The sequence below is a fragment of the Occultella kanbiaonis genome (assembly GCF_009708215.1).
GTDB classification, from domain to species: Bacteria; Actinomycetota; Actinomycetes; order Actinomycetales; family Beutenbergiaceae; genus Occultella; species Occultella kanbiaonis.
Window position 1 is genome coordinate 2,980,274 of the sequence record NZ_CP046175.1, and the last position, 26,319, is coordinate 3,006,592.

A 26,319-nucleotide genomic window follows, 5' to 3' on the forward strand; every position below is an offset into this window, starting at 1 on the left:
CAGGTAATTTATCTCGATGTCGAGATATCTTATCGCACTTCCGCCAGGGGGTGCACCTCTGCGGCCCCCGGGTGCGATTTCCGACGGCGGTATGCGACCTCGATGACGACGCATCCGACCGCTGCCGTGACCGCCACCAGCACGGCGGTGAACGGCTCCGGCACCTCGAGGGCGAAGAAGTCCCGCACGAACGGCACCGCGATGGCCAGCACCGCTCCCGCGGCCATCGCGGCGAAGAGCACCACCCGCCACCAGTTCCACGGCCGGGCGAGCGCACCGAGCAGCCACAGGCCCATGATGACGAGGGTCAGCGTCGCACCGGTGTTCGCCTGCAGCCCGGCGTCGCGGGCGTGCAGGGTGCCGTAGACCACGAGGACCGCGAGGGCCGAGGCGATCCCGCACGGGATGGCCAGGGTCAGCACCCGGTGCAGGAACCCGGGCACATACCGCTGCCGGCTGGGCGCCAGGGCCAGGAAGAAGGCCGGCGTGCCGATCGTCAGCGCGCCGACGAGGGTCAGGTGCCGGGGCAGGAACGGGTACGGCCACGCCGTGATCGCCACGACGATGGCGAGCAGCACGGCGTAGGTGGTCTTGTTCAGGAACAGCGAGGCGACCCGCTCCATGTTCGCGATGACCCGGCGGCCCTCGTCGACCACGCCGGGGAGTGTGGCGAACCGCCCGTCCAGGAGCACCAGGCGGGCCACCGCCTTCGTGGCGGCCGCTCCCGAGCCCATCGCGATGCCGAGGTCGGCGTCCTTGAGCGCCAGCGCGTCGTTGACACCGTCGCCGGTCATCGCGACCGTGTGCCCGCGGGACTGCAACGCATGCACGAACGCGCGCTTCTGCTCGGGCGTGACCCGGCCGAAGACCTGCTCGCTGGTGACCACGTCGGCGAGCGCCTCGCCGTCCTCGGGCAGGGTCCGGGCGTCCACCCCGCTGACCGGGCGGCCGCCGTCGCCACCGAGGCCGACGGCCCCGGCGATCGCCGCGACCGTGGCCGGGTTGTCCCCGGAGATCACCTTCACGGTGACGCCCTGCGCCGCGAAGTACGCGAGGGTCTGCGCGGCGTCCGGGCGCACGTGCTCACGCAGCACCACCAGGTACGCCGGGCGAAGGCCGCGCGGGGGGCCCACCTCGTCCGCGGCGCCGGTGAGCGCCTGCGCAGGGGCCGCGGCGAGGAGCAGCACCCGGGCACCGGTGGCGGCGAGGTCGCGCACCCGCTGCAGGACGCCGTCGCCCGGCTCGAGCAGCACCTCGGGCGCGCCGAACACCCACGCTCCGGCGTCGGTGCTGTGCGCGCTCCACTTGCGGGCCGAGGAGAACGGGACCAGCACCTGTGCCGGCGACGCGGGCACGTCAGTCACACCCGCGGCGATCGCGGCCGCCGAGGCGTTCGCGTCCGGGTCCGCGGCGAGCGCGGCCAGCGATTCCCGGGCTCCGGGCACGGGGGTGAGCTCGATGAGGTCGGCCAGCACGACGGTGCCGTCGGTGAGGGTCCCGGTCTTGTCCAGGCAGAGCACGTCCACCCGGGCCAGCACCTCGACGGCGGGCAGTTCCTGCACCAGCACCTTGCGGCGGGCCAGCACGATCGCGGCCAGCGCGAAGTTGATCGAGGTGAGCAGCACCAGACCCTCGGGCACCATCCCGACCACGCCGGCGACGGCGGAGACCACCGCGTCGCGCCAGGTGCCGTCCGCCAGGGCGAGGTCGAGGCCGCCGTGGTGGCGGATCTGGCTCCAGACGAGCAGGATCGCGATCGGCACGATCGCCCAGGACACGTACACCAGGATCCGGTTGATGCCGGACCGCAGCTCGGAGTTCACCAGGGAGAACCGCCGGACCTGTGCCGTCAGCTGGTTCGCATAGCCGGCGGTGCCGACCCGGGTGGCCCGCACCACCGCTGAGCCGGCGACCACGGCGGAGCCGGAGAGCACCTCGTCGCCCGGTCGCTTGCCGACCGGCTCGCTCTCGCCGGTGAGCATCGACTCGTCGATCTCGGCGCCGCGGCTGGTCAGTACCTCCCCGTCGGCGGGCACCTGGTCGCCGAGGCGGAGCACGAGGACGTCGTCGGTGACGATCTCATGGAGGTCGACGACCTGTTCCGCCCCGTCCCGCAGCACGGTGGCGTTCGGGGCGTCGAGGATCGCGAGCCGGTCAAGGGTGCGCTTGGCCCGGTACTCGGTGAGCCCGCCGATGAGCGCGTTGGACAGCAGCACGAACCCGAAGACGGCGTCCTGCCAGCTCCCGACGAGCAGCACCACGACCAGGGCGGTCCCGAGGATGGCGTTGAAGAGGGTGAACAGGTTGCCGCGGATGATGGCGGCAAGACTGCGCGAGGACGACTCCGGGGCGACGTTCACCTCGCCGCGGGCGACCCGGGCCGCGACGTCCGCGGCGGTCAGGCCGAGCGGAGTCTCGGTGGTGCTCATCCGAGCGTGGTGGGAGTCAGCACGGCCACGCACTCGACGTGGTGCGTGTGCGGGAACAGGTCGAACGCGCGCAGGGAGACCAGCTCGTGGCCTCGCTCACGCGCATGCGCGACGTCCCGGGCCAGGGCCGCCGGGTCGCAGGCCACGTAGACGATCCGGTCCGGGCCGGCCGCGAGCACGGCATCCATCACGGCCGCTCCGGCACCCGCGCGGGGCGGGTCCAGGACCACGACGTCGGCGTGCGGTGCCGGCCCGCGCGCAGGTCCGGCGCCGGTACCCGGTGCTGCCCCGTCGTGGCCGCTGCGCTCCGCCAGCACGGCAGCCACGTCGCCGCCGTGCAGCACCGCCTGGTCGAGGCCGTGGACGTTGCGACGGGCATCGGCGAGGGCGCGGGCGTCGCCCTCGACGGCGTCGACCCGACCGCCGGGGCCGACCTCGTCGGCGAGCGGCACGGTGAACAGGCCGGCACCGGAGTACAGGTCCCACACGCCGGCACCCGGCCCGACGGCGGCCGCCTCCAGGACGGCACCGACCAGGGTCCGTGCCGCCTCGAGGTGCACCTGCCAGAAGCCGCCGCCGGCGACCCGGTAGGCGAACTCGCGCCCGTCGGCCAGGCGCACCCGCTCGCGCACGTTGCGCCGCCCGCCCCGCAGCGGCTCGCCGTCGACGAGGATCAGCACCTCGCCGTCGGACGGGGCGACCGCCTGGATGGTGGTCCCGGGCCGCCAGGTGCGCCCGAACAGGTCCGCGGCCGCGATCGGCTCGGCGGCGAGCGGCATGTCCGTCAGCGCGAGCACCTCGTGCGAACGGTACCGGTGCATGCCGGCCCGGCCCTCGCCGTCGGCCACGAGCTCGATACGGCTCCGGGTGTGCAGGCCGCCGCGCTCGAGGTCACCGGGAACGCGCTCGACGCTCAGGCCGGCGAGCGCCGGGTGGTCGGCGTCGAGCCGGCCGATCCGGCGGAGGGCATCGGTGATCACGTCGCGCTTCCAGACCAGCTGCCCCGGCAGGCTCACGTGCGCGAGCTCACCACCGCCCACTCCCCCTGGCCCGGCGGCCGGCCAGACCGAGTCCACCCGGTCCGGCGACGCGGTGAGCACCTCGATCGCGTCGGCCCGCCAGTAGCCCTTGCGGCGTGCCTCGGTCAGGACCGCCCGGACCCGCTCCCCGGGCAGCGCGTGCCGGACGAAGACCACCCGACCCTGGTGGCGGGCCAGGCAGTGACCGCCGTGCACGGGGGCGCCGACGTCCACGGTGAGGACGTCCCCGACCGTGACGGGTCTGGGCCCGGCGGGCCCGGTCGTCGCCTCACTCGCCACGTCGCACCATCCCCGGCGCGGGCAGGTCGCCGAGACGCTCGCCCGGGTCGTCGGGGTTCACGAGGCTCCGTGCGGAGGACGCGAGCTGCCAGGGAACCGAGGCCATCACCACGCCGGGAGTGTAGAGCAGGCGCGTCTTCAGCCGCAGGGCGCTCTGGTTGTGCAGCACCCGCTCCCACCAGTGACCCACGACGTACTCGGGCACGTAGACGACCACCAGGTCCCGCGGGGACTCCCGCCGGATCGACTTCACGTACTCCAGGACCGGGCGGGTCAGGTCGCGGTACGGGGAGTCCAGCACGGTCAGCGGCAACGGCACCTCGGCGGCGTCCCAGTCGCGGCGCACCTGCTCGGCGGCGTCCCGGTCCACGGCCACGGTGATGGCCTGCAACGTGGAGGGCCGGGTGGCCCGGGCGTAGGACAGGGCACGCATGGTCGGCTTGTGCACCTTGGAGACCAGCACGAGGGCATGCACGCGGCTGGGCAGGGCACGGGCGGCGGCGACGTCCTCGATCTCCAGCTCGTCGGCCACGTGCTGGTAGTGCCTGCGGATGAACACCATGACGGCGAACAGCAGCGCCATCAGTCCGATGGCGATCCAGGCGCCGTGGGTGAACTTCGTGATCAGGACCACTGCGAGGACCAGCGCGGTCAGCGCGAACCCGAACGCGTTGATCGCACGCGAGCGCTTCATGGCCCCGCGCTCCTTCGCCGCGACGACGCTGGGCAGCCGCTCGTTCCAGTGCCTGATCATGCCGAGCTGGCCGAGGGTGAAGGAGACGAAGACGCCCACGATGTAGAGCTGGATCAGCCGGGTCACCTCGGCGTCGAAGACCCAGATCAGCGCGATGGCGGCCAGCGCCAGGATGATGATCCCGTTGGAGAACGCGAGGCGGTCGCCGCGGGTGTACAGCTGGCGCGGCAGGTAGCCGTCCTTGCTGAGGATCGAGGCGAGGGTGGGGAACCCGTTGAACGCGGTGTTCGCCGCGAGCAGCAGGATCAGACCGGTGGACGCGGTCACCAGGTAGAACATCGGCGGGAAGCCCGCGAACACGGTCTGGGCGATCTGCCCGATCACCGGGTCCTGTTCGTACCCCTCGGGCACCGGCTGCCCGTTCATGGCGAGCTGCAGGTGTGGGTCCTGGACGAACCGGACCCCGGTGGCCCGGGCCAGCCCGATCACCGTCATCAGCATGGTCGCGCCGATCAGGCCGAGCAGCAGCAGGGTGGTCGCCGCGTTCTTCGACTTGGGCTTGCGGAACGCGGGCACGCCGTTGCTGATCGCCTCGACGCCGGTGAGGGCCGCCGCACCGGAGGAGAACGCACGCAGCACCAGGAAGCCACCCGCGAGGCCCATCAGGCCCTCTTCGTAACCGGCCTCGGCGAGGACGTCGAACTGGGCGCTCTCGGCGGTGCCGAGGGTTCCGGTGGCCCACTGGATGCCACCGACGAGGGCCATCACGCCCATGCCGGCCATGAACAGGTAGACGGGAATGGCGAACCCGCTGCCCGACTCCCGCACGCCGCGCAGGTTGATCAGCGCGATGAGCGCGACCAGGCCGATGGCGATGATCGCCTCGTGGTCGCGGGCAGCCGGGAGGACGGTGGCGAGATAGTGGGAGCCGGACGAGACGGAGACGGCCACGGTGAGCACGTAGTCGACCTGCAACGCACTCGCGACGGTCAGCCCGGCCCGGGGACCGAGATTCGTGGTGGCCACCTCGTAGTCGCCGCCCCCGGAGGGGTAGGCCCTTACCGTCTGCCGGTAGGAGGCCACGACGGTGAGCATGACGATCACGACGGCGAGCCCCACCCACGGCGAGATCGTGTACGAGGCGAGGCCGGCAAGGGAGAGCGTCAGCAGGATCTCGTCGGGGGCGTAGGCAACCGAGGAGAGCGCGTCGGAGGCGAACACCGGCAGTGCGATGCGCTTCGGCAGCAGGGTATGCCCGAGCCGCTCGCTACGGACCGGGCGCCCGACGAGGAGGCGTTTCGCGGCGTCGGAGAGATCAGGCACGGTGGCTCACTGTACGCGCAGGTTCCGGCTACCGCGCCCTCATCGTGAGGGTCTCGAGCGAGTCCGTCGCGCGCAGGATCCTGGCGACGACGAACGGCGCCCAGGAGGCGGTCTCGTCCCTGCCGAGCACCGGGTCGACCAGGTCCACGGTGCGGCCCCGGGTGACGATCCGCGCGGAACCGGCGGCGCGCACGTTGCGGACCCAGTCCGTCCGGGGGCCGTAGGTCAGCGCGAACACGTACGAGCCGTTCCGCTGGAACACGTTCACCGGGATGGTGTACTTCGTGCCGGACGTGCGGCCGGTGTGCGTGAGCAGCCCGAATCCGGGCATCCTCGGGGCGACGTGGCGCATGACGTGGTTCAGGTACTTCTTGTTGCGTTCGGCCACCGAGCGGGACAGCGGACTCATCGGTGTGCCTCCGTTGCGATCTCCCGGCGTCGACTGCTGACGCCGCAACGGTACTCCCGGTGTAGCGTCTGGACTCGTGCACTTCGTCATCATGGGCGCGGGTCGCGTCGGGGTCACCCTCGCCGAGACCCTGGAGTCCAAAGGCCACTCCGTGGCGATCATCGACCAGAACCCGGAGGCGTTCCGGCGACTCTCGGACGACTTCGCGGGCCGCCGGGTGACCGGCATGGGCTTCGACCGGGAGGCCCTGACGCAGGCCGGCATCGAGGACGCCTACGCGTTCGCGGCCGTGTCCAGCGGGGACAACTCCAACATCATCGCCGCGCGGGTGGTCCGCGAGGTGTTCGGGATCGACAACGTGGTGGCCCGGATCTACGACCCGGGCCGGGCCCAGATCTACCAGCGGCTCGGGATCACGACCGTCGCGACCGTCCGGTGGACCGCGGACCAGGTGCTGCGCCGGATGATGCCCACCGGTGCGGCCAGTGAGTACCGAGACGCCTCCGGCGGCGTGAGCCTGTGCGAGATGGACCTGCACGAGGGTTGGATCGGCCACACCGTGCGGCAGCTGCAGAACCTCGCGAAGGCACGGATCGCGTACATCACGCGGTTCGGTGACGCCTACATCCCGTCCCCGCTCGACGTGCTCCAGGAGAACGACCTGCTGCACGTCATCGTGTACACCGACCACATCAACGAGGTCCAGCGGATCCTGGCCACGGCGCCCAAGCCCGAGGAGGACTGATGCGGGTCGTCATCGCCGGTGCCGGGAGCGTCGGCCGCTCCATCGCCCGGGAACTCATCGGCCACGACCACGTGGTCCTGCTGATCGACAAGGACCCGATGGCCATGAAGGTCTCCTCGGTCAGCGAGGCAGAGTGGCTGCTCGCGGACGCCTGCGAGATCAGCTCGCTGAGCCAGGCGGACCTCGCCGCCGCCGATGTGGTGGTCGCCGCAACCGGCGACGACAAGGCGAACCTCGTGGTCTCGCTGCTGGCGAAGACCGAGTTCGCGGTACCGCGGGTCGTGGCCCGGGTGAACAACCCGAAGAACGAGTGGATGTTCGACGAGGCCTGGGGCGTGGACGTGCTCGTGTCGACGCCTCGGATCATGACGTCCCTGGTGGAGGAGGCGGTCTCGGTCGGCGACCTGGTCCGGATCTTCACGTTCCACCAGTCCGGGGCGAGCATGTACGAGATCACCCTGTCCCCCGGCGCGGCGGTGGTGGGTCAGCAGATCTCTCAGATCGGGTGGCCGAGCGCGGCCGTGCTGGCGGCGATCATCCGCGGCGATCAGCCGATCGCGCCCAGCCAGGACGACACCCTGGAGGCCGGGGACGAGCTACTGCTCATCGTGTCGTCTGCGGAGCAGGCGGATCTGCTTGAGCTGCAGCACCTGCTCGGGGATTCACCAGTAGCCACGTGATCCAGAGGACGAGCGCCCACAGCGGCAACCCCATGACGAGGCGAGCGGTGCCGAGCCAGCCCGCCTCCGCGTTCAGGTAGAGCGGCACCTGCACGGCCAGCCGGGCCGCGAACGCACCGACCCACAGCCAGGACGCCAGCGAGTAGCGGCGCAGCAGCGCCCGGTCCGCGCGCCACTCGAACCCCTTCCCGAACAGGCTCGAGACGATCACACCCACCACCGGCCACCTGGCCAGGATGGAGGCGGTCACGCCGACCACGAACGCGGCGTTCACGTACAGACCCCACCTGAAGTAGTCCTGCGCCTCGCCGGTGCGCCACGCCCAGATGGCGCCGATCGCCACGCCGAGCAGCCCGCCGAGGGCCTGCGTGACCGGCGTCCGGGAGACCAGCCGGGCGATCGTGGCGACGACGGCGACGGCCACCGAGGAGATCAGCGCCGGCATGAGTTCCCGGGTGGCGACGAACACGACCACGAACACCAGGCCGGGCGCCGTCGACTCGACGAGCCCGCGCACGCCACCGATGGACGCGGCCAGGCTGAACTCCCCCGCCGCGAGCTGGCCCATGCCGCGGCCGCCAGGCACGGCGCCGCGCCTCGGCGCCGGGCCGCTCTGGTCCGGCAGCTCCGGGTCGGACGTGTCCTGGGCCGGGCCTGCCTCGCGGTTCTCGGTCATGGGGTCGCCTCTGCGGAGTCGGGGGCCAGGAGTCGGTACTCCGGGTTGAACATCGTGGCGTGCGTGCGGCCGAAGTCGGCCGAGGTGATCATGCCCTCGGCGACGAGCCGGCGCCCCGGCTCGATGCCGGGGATCTCCCGCCGGCCGAGCCAGACGAGATCGAGGCTGCCGGAACCGTCGTACAGCTCGGCCACCAGGGCCGGGCCGGCGGCGGCCGGTGCGAACGTCACCGCCCGGATCACACCCGAGACCGTCGCGCGGCTGCGCGCGTGGCACCGGCCCACCGGCTGGGTACCCCGGCGGCGCGCCTCGAGCTGCTCGTCGTCCGCCTCGAGCTCTGCCTGGGAGGCGGTGAACCGGTCCCATGCGTCGCGCAGGCTCATCGTTTCGACCTCACTGCCGGCTCAACGGGTTTCGGTGATCTCGGGGCCGCGCTTGGGCAGGTCGAGGCTGGGTCGCCCACCCGCGAGGTCCGGGGCGGGTTCGCCCGACCGTCCGGGCAGGTGCAGCGTGAGCAGGTCGCGCGGCGGGCGGGCCTCTGAGCCACGCACCACCACGACGTCCGCGAGCACGTCCTCGAGCGCGGCCGCCGCCTCGGTGTCCACGGTCGCCTTGCCGGACATCACCGCGCGCAGGAACCAGCGTGGCCCGTCGACGCCGATGAACCGGGCCGGCCGGCTGCCGGTACGTCCGTCCGGAAGCCGGGCGGGAAGCCGGGCGAGCAGCTCGCGGCCGAACGAGCCGGTACGTTCGTCGGACGACCCGCCCTGCTTGACGACCTGCTGGGCGATCTCCTCCCGCAGCTCGTCCCAGAGGCCCTCGCTGCGGGGAGCGGCGAACGCCTGCAGCTGCAGGCTCGAGGAGTCCAGCAACAGCCGCACCGCGACGACGCGGCGGGTCTTGGAGTCCAGCTCCATCTTGACCTGGCTGCCCGCCCGCTTCGGCAGCCGGATCGCGCCGAGATCGATGCGACCACCCAGCTCGGGCACCTCGTCGACGTCCCATGGGCCGCGCCCCTCGGGCTCGGCGGGGCTCGGCGCCGAAGCCGCGGAGTCCACGGAATCGGCGGATCCGGCCCGGGCGGCCTTCTTACGTCCGAACAGTGCCATCAGCGTGCTCCCTCGGCGATCGCATAGCCCCCGGTCGAACCGAGGCCACCGTCGCCGCGATCGCTGCCGGGCAGGTGCTCGACCTCGACGAACGCGGCGGAGGCGACCTGCTGGATCACGAGCTGCGCGATCCGGTCACCCCGCTCCAGCCGGGCCTCGGTCTCGGGGTCGGTGTTGACGAGGATGACCTTGATCTCGCCGCGGTAGCCGGCGTCCACCGTCCCCGGTGCGTTCAGCGTCGTGATGCCGTGCTTCGCGGCCAGGCCGGAGCGGGGGTGCACGAATGCGGCGTACCCGCGCGGAAGGGCGATCGCGATGCCGGTCGGTACCGTCGCCCGCCCACCGGGGGGCAGGGTCACGGGCTCGGCCGCCCGCAGATCGAGGCCGGCGTCACCGGGGTGGGCATAGGCCGGCACCGGCAGCTCCGGGTCGAGCCGCTGGATCAGGATGTCCACGTCCGTGCCGGGGTCGTCGTTCTCAGTCATCACGTCTCGAGCCTACTTCTCCCCGCGACCGCTCGTGGCGGTCGAGGTGGATCGTCGGGGCGGGTACTCGGTGCCCGGTGCACCCGTGGCCGGTGGCAGACTGGCGTTCGTGCCCGTGTTCTCCGAGACCCTGCTGCCCTCCGTCTGGAAGTGGCTGCTCGCCCCAGCCGGTGGCTTCGCCGCCGCGATGATCACGGTGGTGCTGGGAATGCCGGTCGCCGTCACCGTCGGGGTGGCGGTGACGATCGCGTTGGTGGTCGTGCTGCTGCGGACCGCGCCCGTGACCGTCGTCACGGCGGAGGAGTTGCGGGCCGGCCGGGCACACATCGCCAGGGAGTTCATCGACGCCGTGGAGATCGTCGAGGGCAGCGACCTCGAGAAGGCGATGGGGCCGGGTCTCGATGCCCGCGCCCACATCCAGTTCAGTTCATCGGCGCCGGCGGCGGTACGGGTGGTCCTGCGAGACCCGCAGGACCCGACGCCGTACTGGTTGATCTCCACCAGGCGCGCCGCCGAACTTGCGCGGGCCCTGGTGGGTGATGCGGCTCAGGCCGCGCACTCCGAGCAGACCGGCTGACCGTTCTCCTCGTAGGCCAGCTGGCTGCGGTGGTGGACCAGGAAGCAGCGCGAGCAGGTGAACTCGTCTGCCTGACGGGGCAGGACGCGGACGGAGAGTTCTTCTCCGCTGAGATCGGCGCCGGGGAGTTCGAACCCCTCGGCGGCTTCCGTCTCGTCCTCGTCGACCGCCCCGGAGTTCTTCTCCGCACGCCGGGCCTTCAGCTCCTCCAGGGAGTCCTCGCTGAGGTCCTCTTCGTTCTTGCGCGGTGCGTCGTAGTCGGTCGCCATGGTGGGCAAGCGCTCCGGTTTCTCTTGATGGTGGTGGTCGCAGTTACAACGCGTGGGGCTTCGAAATGTTCCCGTAGCGAAGGGATTGTCCACCCTGGACGCCGTGTGTGCGCACCGAATGGAGAAATCCCTTGGAACTGAGGCGAGGACGACGCGCAACCGGTCTGTTGGACCGGGGTCCGCGCAGCCTCACCGGGGCGAACCATACATCGGTCTTGGCCGTTCGGAGCACCACGCGCCGACGGGCGGGCGTCGACGCGGCCGCGTTAGGCTGCCACGGTCGCCCCTGCAGCGGCCCGGTCGCGGGAATCACCGCCACACCGGACGTAATGCGGCAGTCCCGACCCGTGGGCTGGCAGGCTCGGGGTGTGCACGGTACGGAGGTGTGATGGTGGAGCTAGAACTGGTTGGGATCCATGCGGATGGTGAGCATCTGATCCTCATCGGACCCGACGGCGAACGGCACCGGCTGCCCATCGACGACGCCCTGCGCGCCGCCGTGCGCCGCGACCGCCCCCAGTTGGAGAAGCTGCGCAGCGATTCCGCGCTCCGTCCACGGGACATCCAGATCCTGATCCGCGCCGGCGCGAGCGCCGAGGACATCGCCGGCGAGTCCGGGCTCGCGATCGAGCAGATCCGCCGCTACGAGGGCCCGGTCATCGCCGAACGAGAGCACGTCGCCCGCCGGGCCCGGATGCTCACCATCGGCCGCGAGTCCGGTGCGCCGCAGCTCGGTGACCTGGTCGTCGACCGGCTCGCCGCGCGCGGCGTCGATGCGGACTCCATCGACTGGGACGCCCGCCGCCGCGGCAGCGAACCCTGGGAACTCGTGGCCCGGTTCATCGCGGGCGACCGCGACCGCGAGGCCGTGTGGCAGGTCGATCTCGCGTCATCGATGGTCACCGCCCTCGACGACGAGAGCCGCTGGCTGTCGGAGACGGACCTGAGCGCGCCCGGTCCGCGGCGCCACCTCAGTGCCGTGCGCGGGGCCAGGCTCTACGACGTCGAGACGGACGCGGACATCGCGCCGTCGCTCCAGGCCGTCGACGCGGTGATCCGGGACTCAAGGCCGGTGGCCGCCGACCAGGACGAACCCGCGTCCCCCGAGGAACCCGACTCCGACGACGAGTCCGGCACCGAAGCCCTCCTGGACCATCTGAGCGCCAGCCGCGGGGTGCGACAGCCGGTCGAGCTGGACGACGAGACCGCCGAGGACGAACCCGGCGACGGTCCTGACGGCGCAGGCCGGGTGGGCGAACGCCCCGGCGTCGCCGGTGACGGTGTCCACGAGCCGATGCTCTGGGACGACCCGCCGGCCGCGCACCCGCCGGCGTCCCACCCCGAGGAGGCGCAGGACGCGGGCATCATCGATCTGCCGCCGCACCTGGCCAACCCGGCGACCGATCCTGCCGGTGACCCCACCGCCGGGGACGACGAGGAGCCGTCCGAGCCCGCGGCGCCCGCCAGGAGCAAGCGCCCACGGCGCAACCGCCGCACCAGCGTGCCGTCCTGGGACGAGATCGTCTTCGGCGCCAAGAACGACTGACCGAGCGTCCCGGCCGGCTCTCAGCCGCTCAGATCCAGCGGATCCGGCGACGGGCTCGGCGCGTGTGCGGAGGTGGCGGTCAGGCCGGCCCGGTGGTGCCGCCGGCAGAGCACCTCGTAGCCCACCTCACCGGTGCGGGCTCCGGTGTTCCCGACCACCATCTGCTCGCCCTCGGTGATCATGACGCCGCCGACCGTGCGGGCGTTGTGGGTGGCGCGGCGCCCGCACCAGCACAGCGCGCGCACCTGGAGCACCTCGACCCGGTCGGCCAGCGCGAGCAGCCGTGCCGATCCGGGGAACAGCCGCGTCCGGAAGTCGGTGGTGATCCCGAACGCGAACACGTCCACGACGAGTTCGTCGACGACGCGCGCCAGCTGCTCGATCTGCTCGGGTGCATAGAACTGCGCCTCGTCGCAGATCAGGTAGTCGACCACCTGGCCGCGGGTGCGGCGGTGCACCACCTCGCGCCAGAAGTCGGTCTGCTCGGTCACCTCGACCGCGGGCACGGCCAGGCCGAGGCGGGAGGAGAGCATCTCGGCACCGGCCCGGTCGTCGCGGCTGAAGATCACACCACGGCGGCCCCGAGTGGCGTGGGTGTAGTCCATCTGCAGCGCAAGGGTGGACTTTCCACAGTCCATCGTTCCCGAGAAGAACACCAGGTCCGCCATCAGCCCTCCAGCACCACGAGCGGCACGGTGCGCTCGGCCGGGGTGATCGAGCCGTGCATCCCGACCAGGGTGAGCGACGCAGCGGTCTGCGTACGCGAGTCATGCACGGCGAGGTCACCGAGCGCGGCCACCACGACGTCCCCGATGACCTCGGTGAACCGCGGGTCCACAGGGCCGAGCAGCCCCGTGTCGATCACCTCGGCCCGCGACATCACCCGCGCGCGGTCGCCGAGGGCATCGGCCCACACCTCACGAACCTGTTCCGCGGCGCCCGGTCGGCTGTACAGGTGCACCGCACGGGGCTCGCCGGCCACCAGGTCCACGCCGGCGGCCAGGTCCGGACGGTCGGCGACGTCCACCCGCGCCGGCTCCGCGACGTGCGTGCTCGGCCCGTGGGGGATGTCGACCATCCCGTGGTCGGCCGTCACCACCATCGTCGTGCCGAGCGGGAGGAGCCGGGCCAGCCGCGCGAGCTCGGCGTCGGTGTGCGCGAGCGCGTCCGCCCACTCCCCCGAGCGCCACCCCTCGTGGTGGCCGGTCGAGTCGACGTCACCCCAGTAGAGGTACACGAGGTCCACGTCCACCTCGCGCAGCGCACCCAGCGCGGTGTCCACGCGCTCGGGCAGCGTCTCGGCGGGCAGGAACTCCGAGCCACGCAGGGCCGCCCTGGTCAGCGGCGAGGAGGCGAACCGCCACGGTCCGACGCTGACCGCGGACCGGTCGGCCTCCTCGAGCCGTTCGAACACGGTGGGCCGGCGCTGCCAGGCCAGTGGGTCCGCGCCCGTGTTCCACGAGATCATGTTCATCAGCCGGCCGCGGGGTTCCCGGACGGTGTAGCCGAGCAGCCCGGTCTCGCCACCGGCCCGGCCGGTACCGAAGTAGCCGAGGTTCGTCGCCGTCGTCGACGGGAATGCGCACGTCAGCGCGTCCAGCCGGCCGGTCGACGTCAGGAACGGCGCCACGTCCGCGCGGTCGGTGAGGTTATGCCAGCCGAGGCCGTCGACGAGCACGACGACCGCCTTGCGGGCCTGCGGCAGGCCGAGCGCGGCCGCCACGTCCACGCTCGAGGTCGCTGCGTCGTCGGGCATGGCGAGGTCGATCCCGCAGGCGCCGACGGCACCCCACAGGACCTGACCCAGCGTGCCCGCCGGCTCGGCGGCGGCGCCGGGGTCGACCGATGCGCTCACGTGCCGGTGCGTGCGGTGGCGGCGGACAGCGCCGCCGCGAAGGAGACCGCCGCGGCCATCGCGTCCGCCCCCTCGGCCTCGGCGCTGACCCGGACCACCAGGTCGTCCGGCATCGACGTGCCGGTGTACCCGTGGTCGGCCTCGCAGTTGGGGTCGGGGCAGGTCGCGGGCTCGAGATCGATCCGCTGTACCGAACCCCAGTTCAGGGCCAGCGTCAGCTCGGTGCCGCCGCTGCCCTGCTGGTAGACGGCCGGGTCGACGACCCCGTGGGTGAGCGCCACCGACCGGATCGCACCGATCGGCACGGCCTCCGTGGTGGCCGCGGCGGTCGAGGCGCCGTCGACCTCCTCGGGCGGCACGTCGTCCACGTGGGCGACGATCAGCCGGGTGGGCGTGAGCGTCAGCGCGGTGACGTGCCGGCGCACCTCGGTGCGGTCGAAGACGGTCTCGGGGTGCACCAGGTGCGCGACGACCTCCTCGCCGGCGAGGGCGATCTCCAGGACGTCGGCGACCAGCGACGGGTAGTAGCCGGCACGCTCGATATCGCTGCGCAGGTGGCGCATCTGTTGGGCTCGTGACTTCTGCACCGCCCCAGTCTCCCACCTCACGGCGATCCCCGGCTCACGGTCGGCCGCCGGTCACGGGAGCACCCGTCGCGCGGCGTCCCCCCGGGCCGGATGGCCGACGTCCACGGCCGCCCCGAGGATGGCGGCCCCGGTCTCGGAGACGAGCACGGGGTTCAGCGTGATCGAGGTGACCTCGGCCAGCTCGTCCTTGAGGACGCTGACCCGGCCGATCACGTCCGTGAGCGCGGCGATGTCCAGGGCGGGCAGCCCGCGGTGCCCGAACAGCCGGGCGGACGCACGCAGGGAGCGGATCATCTCGAGGGCGTCCACGTCCGTCAGCGGCGGGACCCGGTAGGAGACGTCCCCGAGCAGCTCGACGGCGTCCCCGCCGAGACCGGCGCTGATGATCGGCCCGTACAGCTCGTCCTCGGTGGCCCGGATCACGCACGCGGCGCCCGTGGGGGCCATCGACTGCACGTCGAAGGTGGTGCCGCGGCCCACCATGGCGCGCACCCGGGCCTCGCTCTGCGCGAACGCCTCCCGCAGCTCGGCCGGGTTCGAGAGGTCCAGCCGGACGCCGCCGAGGTCGGCCCGGTGACGCAGCACCTCGTCCGAGGTCTTCAGGGCGACCGGCCACCCGAGCTCCTCGGCGGCCGTGACCGCCGCGTCGGCGCCGGTGACCGTGACCTCGCGCCACTTGTGCAGCCCGTGGGTGGCCAGCAGCTCGGCCGCCCGCTCCGGGCTGAGTCGCTTCGTCAGTCCGCGCGGCAGGTCGGCGAGCTCGGCCTGGACCAGCTCCTTCGCGCGGCGCCGGTCGATGTCGTCCGGGTCGACGCGGCGGCCCCGGTCCGCGCTGCGCCAGTCCTGGTAGCGGGCCGCCTGGACGAGCGCGTGGGTGGCCGCCTCCACGGTCGAGAAGCCCGGTACCCGTACCTGCGCGGTGGCCAGTTCGGGCGTCAGTCCGGCGGTCCCGAACACGCAGGCCACGGTGGTGCGCCCGGAGCGCTCGGCGAGCCGCGCGATCTCGGGCCCGACGGCGGAGCCCACGTCGTCGAGGATCGGCACGTACGCGACGATGGCCGCGTCCCAGTCGTCACGCGCGAGCGCCGCGTCGATGACCTCCCGATATGCCGCCGGGCCCGCGCTCGGGACCAGGGCGATCGGGGTGCCCGCGACCTCCAGCCCGGCGCCGGCGAGCAGTTCGGCGATCACGGCCGCCTGGGTGCCGGAGTTGGTCAGCACCAGCACCCGTCGCCCGGCCGGCAGCGGCTGCTCGGAGAACAGGGTGGCCAGGTCGAGGAGCTCCGGGATCGTCTCGGCGCTGATCACCCCGGCCTGTCGCATCAGCTCGTCCAGCGCGCGCCGTGGCTCGCGGGAGATCCGCACGGCGTGACCCGGCGGGTTCAGCTGACCGGTGGTGCCCGCGATCATCGTGATCACCGGCCCCTTCCCGGAGAGCCGGCGCGCGACCCGGGAGAACTTGCGCGGGTTCCCTATCGACTCGAACCGCAGGGCACTCACGCGGGTGCGCTCGTCGGCGAGCCAGAACTGCATGGTGTCGTTGCCGGAGACGTCCACGCGGTGCCCGGCGGACAGGAACGAGGACACGCCGAGGTCCCGTTCGGCGGCACCGGTGACCATCGCCAGTCCGGCCGCTCCGGACTGGCAGAACAGTCCGACGGTGCCCTCCCGCAGGGGGCGTTGGGACGTGGTCGCGTTCAGGTGTCCGTTGGCGCCGCCGGTGACCAGCCCAAACGAGTGTGGGCCGACCAGGCGCAGCCCCGCCTCGCGGGCGGCCCGGACCAGTACCCGCTGGGTCACCCGGCCCTCGTGGGTGGCGGTGGTGAACCCACCGGAGTACAGCACCACGCCGTGCACGCCGAGGCCGGCGAGGTCGCCGAGCATCGCCGGAACCCCGACGGCGGGCGCGGCGACCAGGGCGAGGTCGAACGGGCCGGCGTCGGCGACGTCGGCCAACGTCGCCGGGCCGCCCGGCAGCCCGACGCAGCGGACCGTGCCTGCGTAGTCGCCGCCCTCGATGGCCGCGCGCAGCCGCTCACCGAACCGGACGCCGTCGGGACCTGCGGCGTACACGAGCACCGCACCGGGGTCGAGCAGCCCGGCCATGGAGAGCGCCTCGGCGCGCTGCTCGCGTTCGGCGAGCACGGCCAGCGACCTGTCGGTAGGCCTGATCGTGAACGAGACGGCGAGGACCCCGTCGTCGAGGGCCTGGTCCACGTCGTAGCCCGCGTCGGAGAACACCCGCACCATCCGGGTGTTCTGGGGCAGCACGTCCGCGACGAACCTGCGCACCCCGAGCTCCCGGCCGGCCGCGGCCAGGTGCTCCAGCAGGACCGAGCCGAGCCCCTTGCCCTGGACGTCGTCGAGGACGTTGAACGCCACCTCGGCGTCCCCGCCGCCGACCCGGTCGAACCGCCCGACCGCGACGATGTCGTCGCCGAGGAGCAGCACCAGCGCGACCCGGTCGGAGTGGTCCACGTTGGTGAACCGGTGCAGGTCCCGGTCCGGGAGCCGCTCCAGCGGCGCGAAGAAGCGCAGGTAGATGGACTCCGGGGACTGCCGCGCGTGGAACCGCTGCAGCGCGTCGGCATCGTCCGGGCGGATCGGCCGGATCCGGGCCGTCGACCCGTCCCGCAGCACGACGTCCGCCTCCCAGTGCGCCGGGTACTCCGGCGCGCCGGGCTCGGCGCCGTCGGCCGCTCGGGGCTCGCTCGCCGCCGCGGGCTCCTGGCTGTGCATGCCCTCGATCCTAGTCAGGCGGCTCCCGTCTCCTCGGAGTGGGACGGCGGGGTTGGCGGCCGTGATCGGTGAGAATGGACCCATGGCACGACGCACCACCGGCACCACCCCCGGCTCCGATCCCACGAACATCATCGACATCGACGTCTCCGCGGAGATGCAGGGATCGTTCCTCGAGTACGCGTACTCCGTCATCTACGCGCGGGCGCTGCCCGACGCCCGGGACGGGCTCAAGCCCGTGCAACGCCGGATCCTCTACCAGATGGCCGACATGGGGCTGCGGCCCGACCGCGGGCACGTGAAGTCGGCACGAGTGGTCGGCGAGGTGATGGGCAAGCTGCACCCGCACGGGGACACGGCCATCTACGACGCCCTGGTCCGGATGGCCCAGCCGTTCTCGCTGCGGCTGCCGCTCGTGGACGGCCACGGCAACTTCGGCTCTCTCGACGACGGTCCCGCGGCGCCCCGGTACACCGAGGCCCGGCTCGCCACGGCCGCGATGGTGATGACCGCGGGCCTGGACGAGAACGTCGTCGACTTCGTCCCGAACTACGACAATCAGCTCACGCAGCCGGACGTGCTCCCCTCGGCGCTGCCGAACCTGCTCGTCAACGGCGCCAGCGGGATCGCCGTCGGCATGGCCACGAACATGCCGCCGCACAACCTGGTCGAGGTGATCGCCGCGGCCCGGCACCTGATCGCGCACCCGGACGCGGACCTCGAGGCCCTGATGCGGTTCGTGCCTGGCCCGGACCTGCCCGGCGGTGGGAAGATCGTCGGCCTCGAGGGCATCCGGGACGCCTATGCGAGCGGCCGCGGCTCGTTCCGCACCCGCGCGAGCGCCCGGATCGAGAACCTCACCCCGCGGCGCAAGGGCATCGTGTTCACCGAGCTCCCCTACCTGGTGGGACCGGAGCGGGTCATCGAGAAGATCAAGGACGCCGTCCAGTCCAAGAAGCTGCAGGGGATCTCGGCGGTCACCGACCTCACCGACCGCGCTAACGGGCTTCGGCTCGTGGTCGAGGTGAAGAACGGGTTCAACGCGGATGCGGTCCTCGCGCACCTGTACAAGCTGACCCCGCTCGAGGAGTCCTTCGGGATCAACAACGTGGCCCTCGTCGGCGGGCAACCGCGGACCCTCGGTCTGCGCGAGCTGCTCACCGTGTACGTGCAGCACCGCTACGACGTGGTCCGCCGCCGGACCGAGTTCCGGCTCGGCAAGCGCATCGACCGGTTGCACCTGGTGGAAGGGCTGCTGATCGCGATCGCGGACATCGACGAGGTGATCGCCGTGATCCGCAGCAGCGACGACGCCGAGGCCGCCCGGTCCCGCCTGATCGCGGTGTTCGACCTGTCCGAGCCCCAGGCCGAGTACATCCTTGAGCTGCGGCTGCGCCGGCTGACGAAGTTCTCCCGGATCGAGCTGGAGGCCGAGCGCGCCGAGCTGGCCCGGGAGATCGAGGAGCTGCGCGCGATCCTCGCCGACGAGGACCTGCTGCGGCAGGTGGTCTCCGACGAGCTGGCCCAGGTGGCCGCCGAGCACGGGACGCCACGACGCACGGTGCTGCTGGAGTCCAGCGGCACCACCGCCACCGCCGCGGCCGACGGCGCCCCCCGGTCCGGGCGGTCCGCGGCGGCCATGCCGGACCTCGAGGTCGCGGACGCGCCGTGCCGGGTGCTGCTGTCCGCGACCGGCCTGCTCGCGCGCACCGCGGACGACGCGCCGCCCCGGCGGGACGGGCATCGCGCGGCTCATGACGCCCTCCGGGCCGAGGTCGCCGCGACGGCCCGGGGTGAGATCGGAGCCGTCACGAACACCGGCCGGATGCTGAGGCTCTCCGTCATCGAGGTGCCGTCGCTGCCGCCGACGGACGGGCCGCCGAGCCTGTCCGGCGGGGTGCCGGCCAGCGAGGTGCTGCTGCTCGAGAAGGGCGAGCGGGTCGTCGGCCTGGCGCCACTGGACGATGCCGCGCCGCCGCTGACCCTCGGAACCCGGGACGGGGTCGTCAAGCGGGTCACCGCCGACCGCCCGGGCAACCGCGACGCGTGGGAGGTCATCTCCCTCAAGGAGAGCGACGAGGTCGTCGGTGCCGTGAACGCCGCCGACGACCACGAGCTCGTGTTCGTCACCGCCGAGGCCCAGCTGCTGCACTTCGGGGCTGGCGCGGTCCGCCCGCAGGGCCGCAGCGGCCAGGGCATGGCCGGGATCAAGCTGGCCGCCGGGGACACAGTGGTGTTCTTCGGGGCGCTCGCGGCCGACGCGGCCGCGGCCGCCCAGGTGGTCACCCTGGCCGGGTCCTCCGGCGCACTGCCCGGCACGGTGCCGGGCACCGCGAAGGTGACCCCGTTCGCGCTCTACCCGGGCAAGGGCCGCGCCACCGGAGGGGTCCGCGCGCACCGGTTCCTGCGTGGCGAGGACACCCTGTACCTGGCGTCCGTGGCCCCTGCCCCGGTCCGGGCCGTCGGTTCCGGCGGGCAGAGCGTCGACCTGCCGGCGCCCGTGGACCGCCGGGACGGCTCCGGCACCGCCCTCGCTGCTCCCGTGGCCGGCCTGGGCTGAGACCCGGGGCTCGTCGGCGGGGCGCGTGGGTCAGTCGGCGACGGCGGCCGGTTCCGCCGCGTTGTCCACGTCGGGGTCCGCGGTGGGGTTCGTCGCGCGGGCCTGCGCGGGTGGCGCGGGATCCGGCCGGTCGGCGGCGAGGACGGCCACGACGCCGGTCGCGAGGAGCGCCTGGGCCGCGATGTAGGTGCTCATCACGCCCAGGTGGTGCGCGCCGAAGGAGTACCAGAGCGAGAACGTGTTCAGTGCGATCATCGCGTCGGAGACGAAGAACAACGCGCCGCCGACGGCGGTGACCCGGTTCACGGTGGTGCTCGCCGCCGCCATCGCGGCCAGGAGCAGGCCGTAGCCGACGACCGGCCCGCCGAGGAAGCCGGCCTCGGGCAGGCACCACACCGTGAGGGCGCCGAACCCGGCCCCGAACACCGCGCCGGCAGCGAGCACGGACGCGGGCCGCCGTCGCCAGGCCTTCGCCGCGTACGGCGCGAACGCGGTGAGGTAACAGGCCTGGGCCACCAGGAAGCCGCCCACCATGCCGAGGAAGCCGGCATCGCCGGTGACGAACCTGGGGATGGTGTCCCCGGCCCAGGACGCGGCCATCCCGGCCGCCACGAGCGCGACGGTGCGGCGCCGGACCGGTCCGAGGTCGGCGATCGCGGAGACGAAGGCGGCACCGAGCGCGGGCATCAGCAGGACCTGCGAGACACCGGCCACGCCCGCGCCGCCGTCGACCAGTCGCGAGGCGAGGTGGACGGCGCCCACGGCCACGTAGGCCCCGCCGAGCACCATGGTCCGCCGACTCAGTCCTCGGAGGACCTGACGCACCGTCCCGATCACACCTCGATCGTATACATCGTCGAACCTCGGGTGGGCTCGAACTGGAGGTTGCCGTAGAGGCCGAAGGCACCGGTCGGCTGGTCGGTGTCGATGCCGAGACCGGCGTACTCCATGCCGTCCTCACGGTAGGCCGCCATCGCACGGGCGAGCAGCGCCGTCGCGATCCGCTGGCCGCGCCACTCGCGCCGGACGCCGAGGATATCGATGTATCCCTCGGTCCAACCGAGGGAGTCCCAGTCCTGCTCGTAGCGTCCGGAGAGCAGGTAGCCGGCCACCTGGGCGCGGTCACTCGTCCGGTCGAGCACGAGGAAGCTCCAGGTGGGGGCGAAGTAGGTGCGGCCCTCCTGCCAGGTCTCCACGGTGTGCGGCTCGGAGCCCCAGTGGTCGCGGAAGGACTCGTTGTGGGCGAGCCGGACCTGGTCGTCGAGCTCGGCGGACCAGGGCACCAGGTCAAGGCTGCTCCGGAGCTTCACGGCCGGCAGGTCGAGGTTCAGGTCGCGGCGCATCTCGGTGTACCAGCGCCGCGGGCTGAAGCCCTGCTCCGTCAGCATCCGCACCGAGTCCGTCATGCCGTCCTCGACGTGCACGACGATCCGGCCCGGGACGTCCTTGCCGGACGCGGCGAGCACCTGGCGGGACCGGTCCACCTGCCAGCGCAGCACCGCGGAACCGATGCCCTGGCGCCGCCGGTCGGGGTCCACGCCCCCTTCGAGGAACGCCCGCACCGAACGCACGTCACCGGGCTGCGCGGTCACCGTGCCGTACGCCCGGAGCGTCCCCGCCGGGTCGAACCCGCCGAGGGTGTTGTTCGGCGCGTCCTTCCAGGCGCCCTGGAACGTCTCCGCGGCCTCCTCGAGCGTGGTCCGGTAGGGCGGGTTGTCGTGGGACTCGACCCGGGCGAACAACGCGTGCAGTTCCTGCACGTCACCGACGTCGAGGGCCCGCCAGGTCAGCCCGGTCTCCGCGGACGGGAGCGTGAGCAGGCGCGGGGCCCGCGCACGCTCGGCGAGGGGGGCGAGGTCGGGCGCGTTGTCCTGGGTCATCCGGCCGCCGGGGTGGACGCAGGCGAGGAAGCGGTCCGCGCACGCGGCGGGCGGGGGTGGTGGATCAGGTGCACGTCAGGTCTCACAGTTCGATCGAGTACAGCACGCCGGAGCCGCGGAGCCGATACCCGAACCCCGCGTAGAGGTCACGCGCCGGGTTCCTGGCATCGACATCCAGCCGGGCCACGTCCATGTCATCGGCAGAGTATGCGTGCAGGGCCGTGGTGAGCAAAGCGCGCCCGATCCCGGCACCGGCCCGATCGGGCCGCACCGCGAGCAGATCGCTGTATGCCACGCGGGCGTCGCCGTCGTCCGGGTCGTGGCTGGAGATCACGAATCCGACGACCTCGGCGCCGTCCATCGCCACGAACGACCACGCCGGGCGCAACCGCCGCAGCAGCCCCGACCAGAGCTGCGGGTCCTGTGCCGCGACCCGGTCGAACGCCACGTCGTGGACCGCTCTCGCGCCGTCGCCGGCGGCCGCGGACCAGCCGACGATTCGCACTCCTGCCGGACCGGTGACGCCGGGCGCGGGCGGGCGCTCGTCACCCGAGAGGGCACGCTCGAGATTGTGCACGGTGCGTGTCGGGGCGTAACCCGCGGCGACGCACATGCGCCGCCGGTCCGCGAGGTGCTCGTCCACGAGCACGCCGATCCGGCCCCCACGCCCCGGCGCGGCCGTGAGGATCTCCCGGGCCCGGCCCTCCTGCCAGCCGAGCAGCGCCCGCCCCACGCCGCGGCCACGCCAGGCCGGGTCGAGGGTCGCCCACAGCATCACCCGCGGATGGGAGGGCTCGGTCTGGAGCACGCCGGCGGCGCGAAGCACCCCGGCGCCGTCGAACCCGGCCAGCGAGTCGCGCTCCGGCTCGGTGCCGGGTGTGAGCAGCAGGCCCTCGATCCGGCCCCGCGTGAACGGGTGCAGGGAGCGGTCGACGGCCTCGGCCCGGGCCGCCAGCGCCGCGGCCGTGTCCACGTCCGCCGCCGTGAGGGCGCGCCAGGTCAGGCCGAGATGGGCCCCCGGGAGCGGGGCCGTCGTCGTCATCACGCGTCGATCCGGTCCCGGTCCAGGTCATCGGCGCCGGCGATGATGAAGTCCTTCCGGGGAGCCACATCGTTGCCCATCAACAACTCGAACACGGTCTCCGCGGCCTCGACGTCGGCCATGGTGACCCGGCGCAGGGTGCGGTGCGCGGGGTCCATCGTGGTCTCGGCGAGCTGGTCGGCGTCCATCTCCCCCAGGCCCTTGTACCGCTGGATCGGCTCCTTGTAGCGGCGACCGGACCGCTCGAGCTTGGCCAGGTACTTGTGCAGTTCCGCCTCGGAGTAGGTGTAGGTGATGTCACCCTTGCGCGAGCCCTGCGCGCTGGTCTCCACCCGGTGCAGCGGCGGCACCGCCGCGTACACCCGGCCGTCCTCAACGAGCGGGCGCATGTACCGGAAGAACAGCGTGAGCAGCAGCGTGCGGATGTGCGCGCCGTCGACGTCCGCGTCCGTCATCAGGACCACCTTGCCGTACCGCACGGTGGACAGGTCGAACGTCCGCCCGGAGCCGCCGCCGATCACCTGGATGATCGAGGCGCACTCGGCGTTCTTGAGCATGTCCGCCAGGGAGGCCTTCTGGACGTTCAGGATCTTGCCGCGGATCGGCAGCAGGGCCTGGAAGTCGGAACTGCGGGCCAGTTTCGCGGTGCCGAGGGCGCTGTCCCCCTCGACGATGAACAGCTCCGAACGCTCCACGTCGTCCGAGCGGCAGTCCGCGAGCTTCGCCGGCAGGGTGGAGGTCTCCAGGGCGTTCTTGCGGCGGGAGAGCTCCTTGTGGGCGCGGGCCGCGACCCGGGCCCGCATCTCTCCCACCACCTTGTCCAGGACCGCCGCGGCCTGGACCTTCTCGTGCCGCTTGCTCGAGGTGAGCAGCGCCTCCAGCTCCCGGTCGACGACCTTGGACACGATCGCCCGCACCGGGGCGGTGCCGAGGATCTCCTTGGTCTGGCCCTCGAACTGCGGCTCGGGCAGGCGCACCGTGACCACGGCCGTCAGGCCGGCGAGCACATCGTCCTTCTCAACGCGTTCCTTGGCGTCCTTGCCGGAGATCTTCAGGCGGCGCGCGTTCGCGTCGACCTGTTTGCGCACGGTCTTGAGCAGCCCCTGCTCGAACCCGGCCAGGTGGGTGCCACCCTTGGGGGTGGAGATGATGTTCACGAAGCTGCGGACCTCGGCGTCGTAGCCGATGCCCCACCGCAGCGCGACCTCCACCTCACAGCTGCGCTCGACCTCGGCCGGGCGCAGGTGCCCCTTGGCGTCGAGCTGCTGCACGGTCTCGGTGAACGTCTCGGTCCCCTGCAGCCGCCACGTGTCGGTGACGGATGCGTCCGCCGCGAGGAACTCCACGAAGTCGACGGCGCCGCCGTCGTGCTTGAAGACCTCCTCCACCGGGCCGTCGGCGCCCGGCGTGCCGGGCAGCCCACGCTCGTCACGGACGGTCAGGGACAGCCCGGGGACCAGGAACGACGTCTGCCGCGCCCGGGTGACCAGCTCGTCGTAGGAGAACGCGGCCGACTCCGGGAAGATCTGCCGGTCCGCCCAGTATCGCACCCGGGTGCCGCTGACCCCGCGCTTGACCCGTCCGCCCACGTTCAGCTCGGAGTGATCGGTGAACGGGGTGAACGGCGCGTCCGGCGAGGGCGTGCCGCGGTCGGCGAAGGTGCCGGGCTCACCGCGGTGGAAGGACATCTTGTACGTCTTGCCGGACCGGTCCACCTCGACGTCGAGGCGTGCGGACAGGGCGTTCACCACGGACGCGCCGACGCCGTGCAGCCCACCGGAGGCGGCGTAGGAGCCTCCGCCGAACTTGCCACCGGCGTGCAGCTTCGTGAACACGACCTCCACGCCGCTCAGACCCAGGTTCGCGACGTTGTCCACCGGGATGCCACGCCCGTTGTCGCGGACCTCCACCGAGGAGTCCGGGTGCAGCACGATGTCGATCGCGTCCCCGGCACCCTCCAGAGCCTCGTCGACGGAGTTGTCGATGATCTCCCAGAGGCAGTGCATGAGACCGCGGGAGTCCGTGGAACCGATGTACATGCCGGGACGCTTGCGGACCGCCTCAAGTCCCTCCAGGACGGAGAGATGGCGCGCGGTGTAACTGGAGTCTGCTGAGGTGGATGACACCCCTTCATCGTAGGCGTGGGTGGCCCGAAACCAGGGTATTGCCATCCGGATTCGGTGGACGGGGCGGTGCAGACCGGCCGGCCCGCGCCGGGCCGGGATACGCGGTGAGCGAACTCACCCCTGTGAACGGATGGAATGTCGGAAGGCGATGGTTACATGTGACTGTGAGCGTACTGACAGCAGACCAAGTGACCCCCGAGCTGACCGCGGCCGACCGCTGTGACGCATGCGGTGCCCAGGCCTACGTGCGTGTACTCCTGCCGACCGGCGAACTCCTCTTCTGCGCCCACCACGGGCGCAAGCACGCCGAGGCGTTGGGTCAGGTGGCCACCCACATCCACGACGAGTCCGACCGGCTCCTGTCCGAGCCCAAGTCCGACCAGCGCTGACCCGGTGGGTGCGCGGCCGCCCGGCTGCGGCCCGCGCCCGCCCGGCAGTGTCCGGCCGCAACCGGCATTGATCCGTACCGACCGGCCGTGAAGGCACCGATGCCCTCGTTCGAGCAGTACGTCCAGTGGGCGCTGAGCACACCGATCGAGGGTTTCGACTTCACGCCCGTCCACGGCCGGGTGGTCGACGGCGCCCTGCCCTGGGACTTCGCCAGGCTGGCCCGCGCGGCGGTCGCCCAGGCGGGCGGACCGGTGCTGGACCTCGGCACCGGCGGCGGTGAGTTCCTGGCCGGGCTCGGCCCGTTCCCGCCCGGGTCCGCGGCCACCGAGGGCTGGCCGCGGGCCAGTCGGGAACAGTCGCGGCCCGTGCCACCCTGGCCTCGCACGGCGTGCGGGTCCACGCCCTGCCGCCCGACCACGCGACCCGGCTGCCGCTGCCCGACGCGACCTTCGCCGTCATCCTCGATCGGCACGAGGCGTACGACGCCGCCGAGGTGAGCCGCGTGCTGGCGCCGGGAGGGGTCTTCCTCACCCAGCAGGTCGGCTCGGCCGACGGCACCCGCCTGAACGCGGCCCTCGGTGGCAGCGGGCCGGACGTTCCGGCCGACGTCGACCTCGAACCGTTCGCCGCGGGCCTGCGCCGAGCCGGCCTGACGCTCGAGCGGGCCCAGACCCATGATGCGGGCCACACCTTCACCGACGTCGGCGCCGTGATCTGGTACCTGCGGATCATTCCCTGGCAGGTCCCCGACTTCGACGTGGCCCGCTACGAGGCCCCGCTACGGGACCTGCACGCCGCCTTCGAGCGCGGCGAGCAGTTCCGGGACGTCGCGCCCCGGTTCGTCCTGAGTGCCCGGCGCGACACGCTCTGATGCGCCGC

Annotated in this window: 24 protein-coding genes and 1 pseudogene; 8 read left to right on the forward strand and 17 right to left on the reverse strand. The window is 72.6% G+C overall.

What is annotated here, in order from left to right; translation table 11 throughout:
- Nucleotides 1-29: 29 nt before the first annotated feature.
- Genes GKS42_RS13725 through GKS42_RS13740 form a run of 4 tightly spaced genes read right to left on the reverse strand, consistent with a single transcriptional unit; the run spans nucleotide 30 to nucleotide 6,174 of the window.
- The gene (locus GKS42_RS13725) at nucleotides 30-2,429 is read right to left on the reverse strand and encodes an HAD-IC family P-type ATPase (protein ID WP_154794332.1); all 2,400 of its coding nucleotides are present in this window, start codon (nucleotides 2,427-2,429) and stop codon (nucleotides 30-32) included.
- Nucleotides 2,426-3,748: a class I SAM-dependent RNA methyltransferase gene (locus tag GKS42_RS13730; protein ID WP_154794333.1), complete on the reverse strand. Its 1,323-nt coding sequence runs from the start codon at nucleotides 3,746-3,748 to the stop codon at nucleotides 2,426-2,428. Before GKS42_RS13730 ends, GKS42_RS13725 begins: the two co-directional genes overlap by 4 nt.
- Nucleotides 3,738-5,765 carry an APC family permease gene (locus GKS42_RS13735; RefSeq protein WP_154794334.1) on the reverse strand — a complete coding sequence of 676 codons (2,028 nt, stop codon included), beginning with the start codon at nucleotides 5,763-5,765 and terminating at the stop codon, nucleotides 3,738-3,740. The genes GKS42_RS13730 and GKS42_RS13735 overlap by 11 nt, the downstream gene beginning before the upstream one ends.
- A 28-nt stretch (nucleotides 5,766-5,793) precedes the next feature.
- Complete coding sequence (locus GKS42_RS13740; RefSeq protein ID WP_154794335.1) at nucleotides 5,794-6,174, reverse strand: nitroreductase family deazaflavin-dependent oxidoreductase; 381 nt, start codon at nucleotides 6,172-6,174, stop codon at nucleotides 5,794-5,796.
- A gap of 64 nt (nucleotides 6,175-6,238) precedes the next feature.
- Between GKS42_RS13740 and GKS42_RS13745 the strand changes: the two are divergent.
- Together GKS42_RS13745 and GKS42_RS13750 are read left to right on the forward strand one after the other, a co-directional pair.
- A pseudogene (locus GKS42_RS13745) lies at nucleotides 6,239-6,919 on the forward strand (potassium channel family protein); the annotation flags it as partial.
- Nucleotides 6,919-7,599, forward strand: coding sequence for a potassium channel family protein (locus GKS42_RS13750; RefSeq protein ID WP_154794336.1), 681 nt, complete (start codon nucleotides 6,919-6,921; stop codon nucleotides 7,597-7,599). The pseudogene GKS42_RS13745 and the gene GKS42_RS13750, both read left to right, overlap by 1 nt.
- Here GKS42_RS13750 and GKS42_RS13755 read toward each other — a convergent pair.
- From GKS42_RS13755 to dut, 4 genes are read right to left on the reverse strand one after another with little or no spacing between them, the layout of a single operon-like run.
- On the reverse strand, nucleotides 7,523-8,275 hold the full coding sequence (locus GKS42_RS13755) for a DUF3159 domain-containing protein (RefSeq protein ID WP_232847661.1): 753 nt from the start codon (nucleotides 8,273-8,275) through the stop codon (nucleotides 7,523-7,525). The genes GKS42_RS13750 and GKS42_RS13755 overlap by 77 nt on opposite strands.
- Nucleotides 8,272-8,658 carry an OB-fold nucleic acid binding domain-containing protein gene (locus tag GKS42_RS13760; protein WP_154794337.1) on the reverse strand — a complete coding sequence of 129 codons (387 nt, stop codon included), beginning with the start codon at nucleotides 8,656-8,658 and terminating at the stop codon, nucleotides 8,272-8,274. The genes GKS42_RS13755 and GKS42_RS13760 overlap by 4 nt, the downstream gene beginning before the upstream one ends.
- A 21-nt stretch (nucleotides 8,659-8,679) precedes the next feature.
- On the reverse strand, nucleotides 8,680-9,384 hold the full coding sequence (locus GKS42_RS13765; RefSeq protein ID WP_154794338.1) for a DUF3710 domain-containing protein: 705 nt from the start codon (nucleotides 9,382-9,384) through the stop codon (nucleotides 8,680-8,682).
- The gene (gene dut, locus GKS42_RS13770; RefSeq protein WP_154794339.1) at nucleotides 9,384-9,869 is read right to left on the reverse strand and encodes a dUTP diphosphatase; all 486 of its coding nucleotides are present in this window, start codon (nucleotides 9,867-9,869) and stop codon (nucleotides 9,384-9,386) included. The genes GKS42_RS13765 and dut overlap by 1 nt, the downstream gene beginning before the upstream one ends.
- A 109-nt stretch (nucleotides 9,870-9,978) precedes the next feature.
- Between dut and GKS42_RS13775 the strand changes: the two genes are divergently transcribed.
- Complete coding sequence (locus tag GKS42_RS13775) at nucleotides 9,979-10,446, forward strand: DUF3093 domain-containing protein (RefSeq protein WP_168217836.1); 468 nt, start codon at nucleotides 9,979-9,981, stop codon at nucleotides 10,444-10,446.
- Here GKS42_RS13775 and GKS42_RS13780 read toward each other — a convergent pair.
- Entirely contained in the window at nucleotides 10,416-10,715 is a 300-nt protein-coding gene (locus GKS42_RS13780; RefSeq protein WP_133109845.1) for a DUF4193 domain-containing protein, read from the reverse strand. The genes GKS42_RS13775 and GKS42_RS13780 overlap by 31 nt on opposite strands.
- 388 nt (nucleotides 10,716-11,103) lie before the next feature.
- Between GKS42_RS13780 and sepH the strand changes: the two genes are divergently transcribed.
- Nucleotides 11,104-12,261, forward strand: a complete 1,158-nt coding sequence (gene sepH, locus GKS42_RS13785; RefSeq protein WP_154794341.1) for a septation protein SepH — start codon at nucleotides 11,104-11,106, stop codon at nucleotides 12,259-12,261.
- A gap of 20 nt (nucleotides 12,262-12,281) precedes the next feature.
- On the opposite strand, the gene GKS42_RS13790 is transcribed toward sepH, so the two are convergent.
- The 4 genes from GKS42_RS13790 to GKS42_RS13805 all read right to left on the reverse strand — a co-directional run bounded on the left by GKS42_RS13790 (nucleotide 12,282) and on the right by GKS42_RS13805 (nucleotide 17,442).
- Nucleotides 12,282-12,929, reverse strand: coding sequence for a thymidine kinase (locus GKS42_RS13790; protein ID WP_154794342.1), 648 nt, complete (start codon nucleotides 12,927-12,929; stop codon nucleotides 12,282-12,284).
- Complete coding sequence (locus GKS42_RS13795) at nucleotides 12,929-14,116, reverse strand: alkaline phosphatase family protein (protein ID WP_232847662.1); 1,188 nt, start codon at nucleotides 14,114-14,116, stop codon at nucleotides 12,929-12,931. Before GKS42_RS13795 ends, GKS42_RS13790 begins: the two co-directional genes overlap by 1 nt.
- On the reverse strand, nucleotides 14,113-14,679 hold the full coding sequence (locus GKS42_RS13800) for a DUF5998 family protein (protein ID WP_154796729.1): 567 nt from the start codon (nucleotides 14,677-14,679) through the stop codon (nucleotides 14,113-14,115). Before GKS42_RS13800 ends, GKS42_RS13795 begins: the two co-directional genes overlap by 4 nt.
- A 75-nt stretch (nucleotides 14,680-14,754) precedes the next feature.
- A complete protein-coding gene (locus GKS42_RS13805; protein WP_154794343.1) occupies nucleotides 14,755-17,442 on the reverse strand; it encodes a bifunctional acetate--CoA ligase family protein/GNAT family N-acetyltransferase in 2,688 nt (895 codons plus the stop codon).
- Nucleotides 17,443-17,524: 82 nt separating this feature from the next.
- Here GKS42_RS13805 and GKS42_RS13810 point away from each other — a divergent pair, with 82 nt between their 5' ends.
- Nucleotides 17,525-20,002, forward strand: coding sequence for a DNA gyrase/topoisomerase IV subunit A (locus tag GKS42_RS13810; RefSeq protein WP_154794344.1), 2,478 nt, complete (start codon nucleotides 17,525-17,527; stop codon nucleotides 20,000-20,002).
- 30 nt (nucleotides 20,003-20,032) lie between these two features.
- Here GKS42_RS13810 and GKS42_RS13815 read toward each other — a convergent pair whose 3' ends face one another.
- The 4 genes from GKS42_RS13815 to GKS42_RS13830 form a co-directional block, all read right to left on the reverse strand.
- The gene (locus GKS42_RS13815) at nucleotides 20,033-20,839 is read right to left on the reverse strand and encodes a lysoplasmalogenase family protein (RefSeq protein WP_210769185.1); all 807 of its coding nucleotides are present in this window, start codon (nucleotides 20,837-20,839) and stop codon (nucleotides 20,033-20,035) included.
- Nucleotides 20,836-21,882 carry a GNAT family N-acetyltransferase gene (locus GKS42_RS13820; protein ID WP_154794345.1) on the reverse strand — a complete coding sequence of 349 codons (1,047 nt, stop codon included), beginning with the start codon at nucleotides 21,880-21,882 and terminating at the stop codon, nucleotides 20,836-20,838. Before GKS42_RS13820 ends, GKS42_RS13815 begins: the two co-directional genes overlap by 4 nt.
- Before the next feature lie 82 nt (nucleotides 21,883-21,964).
- Nucleotides 21,965-22,924 carry a GNAT family N-acetyltransferase gene (locus GKS42_RS13825; RefSeq protein ID WP_232848105.1) on the reverse strand — a complete coding sequence of 320 codons (960 nt, stop codon included), beginning with the start codon at nucleotides 22,922-22,924 and terminating at the stop codon, nucleotides 21,965-21,967.
- The gene (locus GKS42_RS13830) at nucleotides 22,924-25,050 is read right to left on the reverse strand and encodes a DNA gyrase/topoisomerase IV subunit B (RefSeq protein ID WP_154794347.1); all 2,127 of its coding nucleotides are present in this window, start codon (nucleotides 25,048-25,050) and stop codon (nucleotides 22,924-22,926) included. Before GKS42_RS13830 ends, GKS42_RS13825 begins: the two co-directional genes overlap by 1 nt.
- 164 nt (nucleotides 25,051-25,214) lie before the next feature.
- Here GKS42_RS13830 and GKS42_RS13835 point away from each other — a divergent pair, with 164 nt between their 5' ends.
- From GKS42_RS13835 to GKS42_RS13845, 3 genes are all read left to right on the forward strand, one after another.
- Entirely contained in the window at nucleotides 25,215-25,439 is a 225-nt protein-coding gene (locus GKS42_RS13835) for a DUF7455 domain-containing protein (RefSeq protein WP_231955771.1), read from the forward strand.
- Between the two features lie 87 nt (nucleotides 25,440-25,526).
- Nucleotides 25,527-25,937 (forward strand): hypothetical protein, encoded by a 411-nt coding sequence (locus tag GKS42_RS13840; protein ID WP_154794349.1) that lies wholly within the window; start codon nucleotides 25,527-25,529, stop codon nucleotides 25,935-25,937.
- A complete protein-coding gene (locus GKS42_RS13845) occupies nucleotides 25,829-26,311 on the forward strand; it encodes a class I SAM-dependent methyltransferase (protein WP_154794350.1) in 483 nt (160 codons plus the stop codon). Before GKS42_RS13840 ends, GKS42_RS13845 begins: the two co-directional genes overlap by 109 nt.
- The last annotated feature ends 8 nt before the right edge of the window (nucleotides 26,312-26,319 follow it).